The organism is Arthrospira sp. PCC 8006 (assembly GCF_046480465.1).
Taxonomy (GTDB): Bacteria; Cyanobacteriota; Cyanobacteriia; order Cyanobacteriales; family Microcoleaceae; genus Limnospira; species Limnospira platensis.
Window position 1 is genome coordinate 1 of the sequence record NZ_PKGG01000209.1, and the last position, 9,399, is coordinate 9,399.

Annotated in this window: 4 protein-coding genes; 3 read left to right on the forward strand and 1 reads right to left on the reverse strand. The window is 43.0% G+C overall.

Going from position 1 to position 9,399, the window contains the following annotated elements:
* The 3 genes from B9T16_RS22255 to B9T16_RS22265 all read left to right on the forward strand — a co-directional run.
* On the forward strand, positions 1-1,100 hold a 1,100-nt coding region (locus tag B9T16_RS22255; RefSeq protein WP_410245796.1), incomplete at its 5' end, for a beta-propeller fold lactonase family protein.
* A gap of 97 nt (positions 1,101-1,197) precedes the next feature.
* Positions 1,198-2,433, forward strand: a complete 1,236-nt coding sequence (locus B9T16_RS22260; protein WP_410245797.1) for a YncE family protein — start codon at positions 1,198-1,200, stop codon at positions 2,431-2,433.
* A 70-nt stretch (positions 2,434-2,503) separates the two neighbouring features.
* Positions 2,504-2,923 (forward strand): hypothetical protein, encoded by a 420-nt coding sequence (locus tag B9T16_RS22265; protein WP_006617204.1) that lies wholly within the window; start codon positions 2,504-2,506, stop codon positions 2,921-2,923.
* A gap of 197 nt (positions 2,924-3,120) precedes the next feature.
* On the opposite strand, the gene B9T16_RS22270 is transcribed toward B9T16_RS22265, so the two are convergent.
* A complete protein-coding gene (locus tag B9T16_RS22270; RefSeq protein WP_410245798.1) occupies positions 3,121-8,808 on the reverse strand; it encodes an energy transducer TonB in 5,688 nt (1,895 codons plus the stop codon).
* Between the last annotated feature and the right edge of the window lie 591 nt (positions 8,809-9,399).

Consider the following 9,399-nt stretch of genomic DNA (forward strand, 5'->3'; position numbering starts at 1 on the left):
CCAAACCCCCCGCTATCAACATCCACTATAATTTACCAAACGGCTTTCAGACAGCGATCGCCCTCTTAAAAAATCCCAGTTTTGTCGAAGCACCCCCCCGCGACCCCTCTGGAAAAATGAGCCATCTTAAAACCATTACAGGCCCCATTGCACCCAAATCAATTGAGCCTTCAGGTCAAGGCTTATTTTTTCCCCACAATATGATCTATCCCCACCCAATTCCCGTCTATGACCGCAACTTTGATTTAGTCAAGACTATTCCCGACAGCATCAAATTCTCAGATTTTGGCTTCTCGAAATTCACCGGAGATCATAGAGGTTCCCCCGTAGAAGCCTCCTGTTCTCCTGATGGCAAATACGCCTACGTTGCCAATTATAAAATGTATGGTTCCGGCTTTTCTCGTCCCGGTAATGATAGATGTTCTCCAGCCGGGAGGAATGATGATAGTTTTATGTACAAAATCAATACCGAAACCCTCAACATAGAACAAGTAATTCAAGTCGGACCCGTGCCGAAATTTAATACAGTTACTCCTGATGGTCGTTTCGTATTAGTTAGCAATTGGTGTGGTTGGGATTTAAGTATTGTTGATACCCAAATCGACCAGGAAATTAAACGGCTCAAAATAGGTCGTTATCCGCGAGGAATTGCCGTTGATTCTAACTCAGAATTTGCTTATGTAGCTGTCATGGGTTCCACACAAATCGCCCAAATTAACCTGAATGATTTTTCCCTCACCTGGCTTAATAATGTAGGACGTTCCCCTCGACATTTGAATATAGATCCTCAAGGTAAATTCCTATACACTACCCTTAATGGTGAGGGGACTGTGGCAAAAATTAACCTAGAAACGGGTAAAGTCATCCGCCGAATTAGCACAGGAAGCGCCCCCCGAAGTATGGCAATTTCTGATGATGGTCAATTTTTGTATGTGGTTAATTATCACTCTAATAGCATGAGTAAAGTCCGCACAGAAGATATGAGAGTCATTCATACTGTCCGCACTAACCATCGACCCATTGGTGTGACTTACGACCCCCACAAGCGACAGGTTTGGGTAGCTTGCTATTCTGGCAGTGTTATGGTATTCCAAGATTAATATAAGATTCGGATTCAGTTAACTTACCCATGATTAACCTAGCTGTCTAGTTTTTCTGGGTAAGTTTTTATTAATCGTTTTGTGGTGTAAGGAGATTATGAACAAATTTAATAAATTCCATTTGATGTTGATGCAAAAATCTGGCACCCTAATTATAGCATCGATTTCTATGGTGGTTTTGACTTTAACTGCGATTCGATTTGCGGTCGCTGACTCGGGTTCTGAGATTTTCAAATTAGGCGATCGCATAGATTTTCTACAGCATAAATTAAGCAATCATAACTCATTAGATAACTCTGAATATGAGGAAACCATTGCTTTTTTACCTCCAGAACCCGGTCAATTTGAAATCATTAAGACTATCAAAAGTGATAATTTAACCCCCAAGTCGGTTGTTTATGCCGACCCCGGACTGTTTTTCGTACAAAATATGATGTATGAACATTCAATTGCTGTTTATAATCGTCAATTCCAACAGGTTAAAAAAATTGATGATCAGGTAAATTTGTCTAAGTTTGGTCATCGAGATTTTCCCGCCGAAAAATATAAAGGTTCTCCGGTAGAAGCCGCCGTTTCTAAAGATGGAAAATTTGCTTATATCTCCAATTATCGGATGTATGGTCCTGAGTTTAATAATCCCGGTTATGATACCTGTTTACCATCAGAACAATTCGACCCTAGTTTTATCTATGGGATTAATACCGATAATTTCACCATTGAAAAAGCGATTAAAGTAGGTTCAGTTCCCAAATTTATCGCGGTTTCTCCTAATGGTAAATATGTGTTAGTAACTAACTGGTGTTCAGGAGATGTTAGCGTTATTGATACCGACACTAATCAAGAAATACAAAGGATATTTGTAGGCAGATTCCCCCGTGGTATTGCCATCTCTCCTAATTCTCAAACTGCTTATATAGCCGTGATGGGAACTTCCGATATCGCCAAAATCGACCTACAGGACTACTCAGTAAATTGGATGTATAACGTGGGTTTATATCCTCGCCACCTGGTTTTAGATTCCACCGGAAAATATTTATATGTTACCCTCAATGGTGATGATCATGTCGCCAAAATTGATACAGAAACCGGGGAAATTATCAGGAAAATTTTTACAGGTGCAGCCCCTCGTAGTATGGTCTTATCAGATGATGATCAATTCCTGTATGTAGTCAACTATTACTCCCACACTGTCAGTAAAGTTCAAGCTGAGGATATGGAAATTATTGATACCATCACCGTAGGCTTAAACCCCATAGGAATTACTTACGACCCCAAAACTCGACAGGTGTGGGTAGCTTGCTATACGGGGAGTTTGGTGGTCATTCAAGATTAACAGATAAAGATTTCGGGAATTGGCGGTTTATCTCTTGTAGTCATCAGGTGTTGTCAGCCAGGACTAAATTATGGAAGTCTGGACCGTCATCCCCAAAATGGCGATCGCCCTTGGGGTGGCAACCGTTTCTATGGTCTCAGAAATACAGTTTCGCGGGACAGTTTCATCCCCTACACAAGTTGGGGCGGAATATATTGTCTTTGAAACTTACCAAAATAATCATGTCCGGGGTTTAGTTTATATTCAAAACTCCGATATTGGTTCATGTTTTGAAGGAGTTTTTAATTCCCAGCAAACCCAAATCCAACAAATCACCTATACTTACCCGGTCATTGTCAACAACCATGATGAAGGTTGGGAGACTAATGTATCGGATGAAGCCCTAAATTTAAGCACCTTTTCCCACTCCTTTAATTCCTCAGAAATCAATGAAAATGTGCAAGCATGGTTTAATGAATGCTTAGAGGTCATCTCAAATCCCCTTGAATAGTGATTCATGATTACTTTCTCTCTCCCGTCAGTTAAACGGCCGTTACCCCCTGCTAATTAGGAGACAATCAACTTTCTAAGTTGCCGCTGATATACCCTCAAAAAAAGAGTGAGATTGAATCATCAACCTCACTCTAATTTAGCTGTTAATTGTCCGAGTAAGTTTCCCTATATCTCAAGGGAAACTTAACTGATATTTTACACAGAGAAGGCATCCCCATCATCGATAATGTCATCGACAATGTCATCGATATCATCAATGTCATCGATGCTACTGATGCCAGAGAAAGCATTAATCTCATTGATGGCTTGGAAGTTATAAACATCCAAGAATGTCACCTGATTAATCGACCCAACTCCAGCAAACTCAATCAAAGCCGTAGAGTTTTCTTCCAGGTAAATCTCCATTGCCATTTGCGGATTAGCTTCTAGGAACTCCTCACTGTAGGGGTCAATTCCCGCTTGCAGACCAGCGCCGAACATATACTCTAAGCGCTGAGTAAAGGTAACATCCTCAAAGGATTCGACACCAAAGAACTCAGCCACCTGTTCTTGCACATCTTCCGACTCGAAATATTGCTCAAAGCTGTAGATATCGGAAGTTTCGTTACCTGCTTCCAGCAGTTGGCCGGTCAAAGCATCGAACAGTTCGGAATTATCAATGTTACCATCGCCATCTTGATCAAAATCATCAAGATTTTCAGCCAAGATATCAGCATACTGAGTCATTGCCCAATTGAGATCGATGGTCGGTGCGGTACTGAAATCGCCTTGCAAACTGAACTCAAACAGTTGTTGAGAATCAATGCGGAAGACATTTTCAATGCGATAGTTCTGAAGAATTTGTTGGCTGGCTTGTTGGCGGAAGAATTCAATATCAACAAATTGGGTGATATCGATGCCAAGTTCCGAGGCAATTCCCAAGTCAAAACTTTGGATAATTGACAGATCCAGGTTGAAAATTTCCTCAACCGGGATATCAAAGAAGTCAGCAAAGACTTGGGGATATTGAGCGGCGATCGCATTATAGTCAATGGCGACAAAATTAAACCCTTGTTCCAAACCTACCGTATAGGCGTGTTCAAGAATTTGTACGCGGGTCAGATTCTCAGCACTCATTCCAAAGGTAGACTCCAAGGAAGCGGCATATTTAGTGCGGTAGAACTCGAAGTCAATTTGGCTCGAAAGACCACCATAGATATAATCCAGCACCAAAGAGCTTTCCAGGGAGGCAACTTCGCTAACATCAATGTTATAGGCTCGCGCGATTTCAACGGCGAACTGTTGTCGTTGAAAATCAACTTCCACAAACTCGGTCGGGTCAATTCCCGATTGCCATCCTTGCCCGAAGGCAAAGTTTAACACCTGTTCAGCAGAAAGGGAACTAACATCAATCACACCAACATCATCACCATCAGCGGTAAAAACAGCTTCTGCAGTTCCGCGCAACTTACTGCTAGCACTGCGACTTCCCCCTGACTGTACACTGGTTAGACGAACTCCAAATTCCTGACCAACAAACTGATCTAGGCTCAATTCTTCGCCATCTGCAGTAATCACAAACACTGTGGATTGAATATCATCCTGACCAATACCAGGAGTGCCGATTTGCACGCCCGCATCAAATTTCAGCGGTGAAATAGAGGTATTTCTTACCCGTTTGACATCACCACTAAAGCTAGAATTGGTGACATCATCCCCAGTTACAGACAGACTATCGAGAAGGCTACTATCTTCGATATTGAAGAACACACCGTTAATATCGGCGATGGGTTCCACACTGTCAACTGTGACTTGAATGCCTCCTTCCACTTCTTCTAATGTCACCGTTACCTGTGCTTGTTCTCCGGTGAAATTAGACAATTCAACCACTACAGAATTAGGAGCCTGACCTTCTGGGATAGCTGGCACGAGGAAGGCTTGATAGAAATCAGCCAAGGCTTCGGCATTAGCTTGTGCATACCCTTGCCAATCAAAGGCTAGTGTTTGCAGGGTTTCAATTCCCGTAATGGCTTGGAACTCACTGCTGTAGAAAATTTGGATGAGCTGCTGATGGCTGAGGGATTCGGCTTCGCTAAGTTCAATACCCAGAGAATCCAACAACTGTGTTTGTACTTCTGCTGTAAACCCGTTGAATTGAGCATTCAGGAAGTTGATGTTAATGAATGAGAAATCAGTGTTAAACCAGTCAAGAACTGTGCTATCTGCCAGTTCCTGGGATGCGATCGCACTGATGAAAGTCTCACGGAGATAGTCAAAGTTGACAAATCCCTCAATGCTGACTTGTCCACTGAACATGAACCCATGAACTTGTTCTAAGGTCAGCTCTGTGACATCATCCACCTCAAACTGTGCGATTAAGGTTTCTGCATTCGCCTCAATGAATGCCTCGTAGTTGATAGCAGATAGCTCTATAGCCTGCTCTGCTTCCATCAGCAAGGCCTGGAATTCTTGGTTGTAGACCAAATTGATGATTTGAGCATCATTAAGCTCTACAATGGCTTCTACGGACTCCTCAAGGGAGAGGCTCTCATTAACCTGTTCAATGGTAATGGTTGTCTCCGCCAGAAGTTGCTCAACTTGATAGCGAATAAATCCGACATCAGCAGTTAAGAAATTCTCCTCAAAGGCTGCCAAAATCTCAGCATCTGTCAAAGGTTCAATTTCACCGCGTAGGACATCCTCAACGGTAATCGGATTTTCTTCTGTGCTGAATAAAGCAGCGATCGCTTCAGCTTGAGAGGCTCGCAGATAGCTGTAGTTAACTTCAGACTGTACCAGTTCAATCTCGAAATCCTCACCTAGAACCTCTTGGAATTCAACGCTAAACGCCAAAGTCGTGATGTCTTCAGTGGTTAACTCATCCACAGATTCATATTCAGTCTCCAAGATGGTATTGACATCTTCTAGGCTGAAAACAGAAGCCTGGAACAGTTCCCCAACCTGATAGGTGACAAAATCGATATCGATTTCTTCGATTTGGATAACGGTCTCGACATCGACCTGTTCGATGTAAGCCAGAACGTCCTCGGCTGCAAACTCTGGACTGTCGTCGGAATCATCATCCTGGTCGTCGTCGTCGGAATCATCATTAGACTCATCAACGATATCCTGGTCGTCGTCGTCGGAATCATCATTAGACTCATCAACGATATCCTGGTCGTCGTCGTCGGAATCATCATTAGACTCATCAACGATATCCTGGTCGTCGCCGAGATCGTCATCATCTTCGCCGCCGACAACAGTTTCCCCAAGAAATTCAGCGATCGCCTGAGCTTGAGTAGAGCTAAAGAATTCGATAATTTCTTCTTGAGTAAATTCTTTCGCCGCGAATTCTGCCTCAGACAAACCGAAGAAGTCAGCCAATTCAGCAGAGAATTGAGAAACCACAAAACCGATACTCAGTTCTGTTTGAACCAGACTAATCTCTAGGGAGAATTGAGATTGAAACTCAGCATTGCGACCGAGGGTAACAATTTGTTGATCTGTGAGTTCATCAAATTCCTCCACAGGTTCATCAAGGACGGAATTAATATCCTCAAGAGATATCTGTTCATCATCGAGGGACTGTTGCAATTGATATTTAATGTAAGCAATATCAACCTCAACAGATAAACCCTCAACAGTAGTCACCGAGTTAGTGATAAACCACTCTTGAGCCACTTCCAGAGTCACATTATCGGCATCAATTTCCAATTCTGTGGCAATTTCTTCCGACTGAGCCAGTAGAAACTCATCAAGCTGTTCATTAGGAACCGTGAGGACTTCCTCACCAGTAACAGCGGTGATATCAACTTCCAAAGTATGAGCGATCGCCGATGCAAAGACAGTCCGCACATAGTCAATATTGAGAGTTTCTTGGAAAAGTTGAATTTCCACATCACCGATAATTTCTTGGAAATCGGCATCAAACACCAAGGTAATCAGATGGCGATCGGTCAACCCATCCAAACTGTCAATTTCCGTCCCCAAAATCTCATTTACCTGTTCCAGAGTCAAGGTTTCATCTAGCAGTAACCCTTCCAATTGACTCTGAACATAAGCAGTATCAACATTCAGGAAAGAGAAACTTTCCAACCATGCGTTAACCGCCAGATCGCTGGAAACAATAGCCGCGTTGAAGGTTTCCCGAATATACTCAATATTAAGCGCACCTTCAATGCTGAATTGTTGAACACCGATATACAGCGCAAAATCACGAATCTGAGTTACCGAAAGTTCATTGATGGAACTTACCCGGAAAAATTGTGCGATCGCCGTTTCCGCCGCCGAACCATGTTCTTCCAAGTACGCTTCAACATTAAACCAGTGTAGGGAACTGACACTAACCTCCTGTTCATAGAGATACTCTACAATTTGGAGTTTAGTAACTTCGCTGATGCTTTCCACCCCAAAAGTCGCCTCGACATCTCCAGTAAAAGTAAACCGGAAGTAGTCATAATCAACTATCCGAGACAAGCCACCATAAATGAAATCGAGGACCACATTAGTGCTGAGAGTTTCTACGTTTTCCACGCCGTAGAATTCTATGAGCAAGCTGCTGTACTCTTCCCGCAGGACTTCCAGTGCTTCCTCATCCACCACCTCAGCCAGGCTCAGACCCTGCTCTAAAGCCTGATTAACCACAAAACGATAAATTTGCTGTTCACTGAGAACCGCTACATTTGTCACTCCATAAAAAGCTGTCAGTTGAATCTCATATTCAGTCGTGACAACCTCCAGATTAAACGGAGTTAGGGTATTTTCAACATCAAACCCTTCCGTAAATAGATACAGGCGAACTTCATCATCAGTCAGAGTTTCCAGAGTGCGACCCAAAGACTGTGCATATTGTTCCAGTGCAGCTTTATATTTGATTTTAGCAAACCGGGTGTTAATAGCAGGCGCTGCATCCCCGAACACAAATTCAACTACATTTTCCTCGGTCAAATCTTCGCCAAAAGTAGCCGTGAGAGCCTCCGAGAAAATACTCTGGTAGTAGTTAACATTAACCACATCAACTAGCTGATTAACCCGTCCCGAAAGTCGGCTTTGATTGATTACGAACGAGTTAACTTGACTATCGCTGAGAACTGTAACATCCGAAACCCGGAAAAAGTCTCTCAGTTCTGTCTCAAATAATTCGCGAGTTTCAGCAAAGTTAATAGGAGCAGGATTAATACCCAAATTAGCTCCCGCACCCAAGCTGAAAGAAATCACCTGTTCCGAACTTAAAGAGTTAACCTCTTCGACCTCAATTTCGTAGAACTCAGCCAATTGTTCAGCATATTGAGTCACCACATATTGAACATCAACCAGAACATTAGCTTGAATGCTGTTGATTACCTGTTGATTAGACAGTTCCGTAGCGCTCTCAACATTGAAAAATTGCTGAACTTCTTGTGATTGGCTTTGTTGCACAAAATCCAGATGCACAAACACAGAAGGATTAACATTTTCTGGTAAGCCTTCCCGTTGAATAAATGCCAGGACTTGCTGCTGACTAGCACCCTCTCCCAGAGCCGCAGTGATGCGTTCACCATAGACAGATTGCAGATAGCTAAAACCTAATTTAGCCGAGGTATTTAACCCTTCTTGCAAACCAATGGTATTCACAAAGGTAAATACTTGAGAGTTGGAGATTTCGGTAATCTCAGTACCAAAAAACTCTTCTAAGCGGGTTCTGTGAACTGCTCGGAAGTAGTTGAGACTTACTAAGGTAGAAGGAGTGACTCGTTGTAAACCTTCGTCGGAACTGATAAACCGCACAATCTGAGCATTAGTCAGGTTAGCAATTTCTGTCCCAAAATGAGATTCAATAGCTGTCACCGACTGCTGATTTGACAGTACGAAATTCAAATCAATCAGAACTGACGGACTCTGACCTTGTTCCAGACCAACTTCCACAATATAGCTGAACAGTTGAGCATTAGTAATATTCTCAATGGAAGTCCTAAAGAAGGCTTCTATTTGGCTGCTGTAGGTGGCTTTAAAGTGAGTAAAGTTGATATTAGGACTGGGAGAAAATCCGCGTTCTAAGCCTTCCCCTTCTATGAAGTTGACAATTTGCAGGTAACTTAACTCTTCAACAGAGGTTACGCTGTAAAATTGGGTTAATTGCTGACCGAAAGTCCTTACATAAAACTGGATATCGACAAAAGGAGACGGGTTAATACCAGCTTCTAAAGCATTCTCATCTAGCCAATCTAAGAGTTCCCGAGTCGAAATCGTGGTAACATCTTGAACCTCAAAAGCTATTTGTAACTGAGATTCATAGGTGGTCAGAATGTGCTCAACATCCAGAACAACGTCTAATGGTAATTCGGGTTCTTCCGGTTCCGGTTCAGGTTACGGTTCAGGTTCCGGTTCGGGTTCAGGTTCAGGTTCGGGTTCAGGTTCGGGTTCCGGCTCCGGTTCGGGTTCAGGTTCAGGATTCAGTTCAGGTTCCGGTTCCGGCTCCGGTTCAGGAGTCGGTTCAGGTTCCGGCTCCGGTTCAGG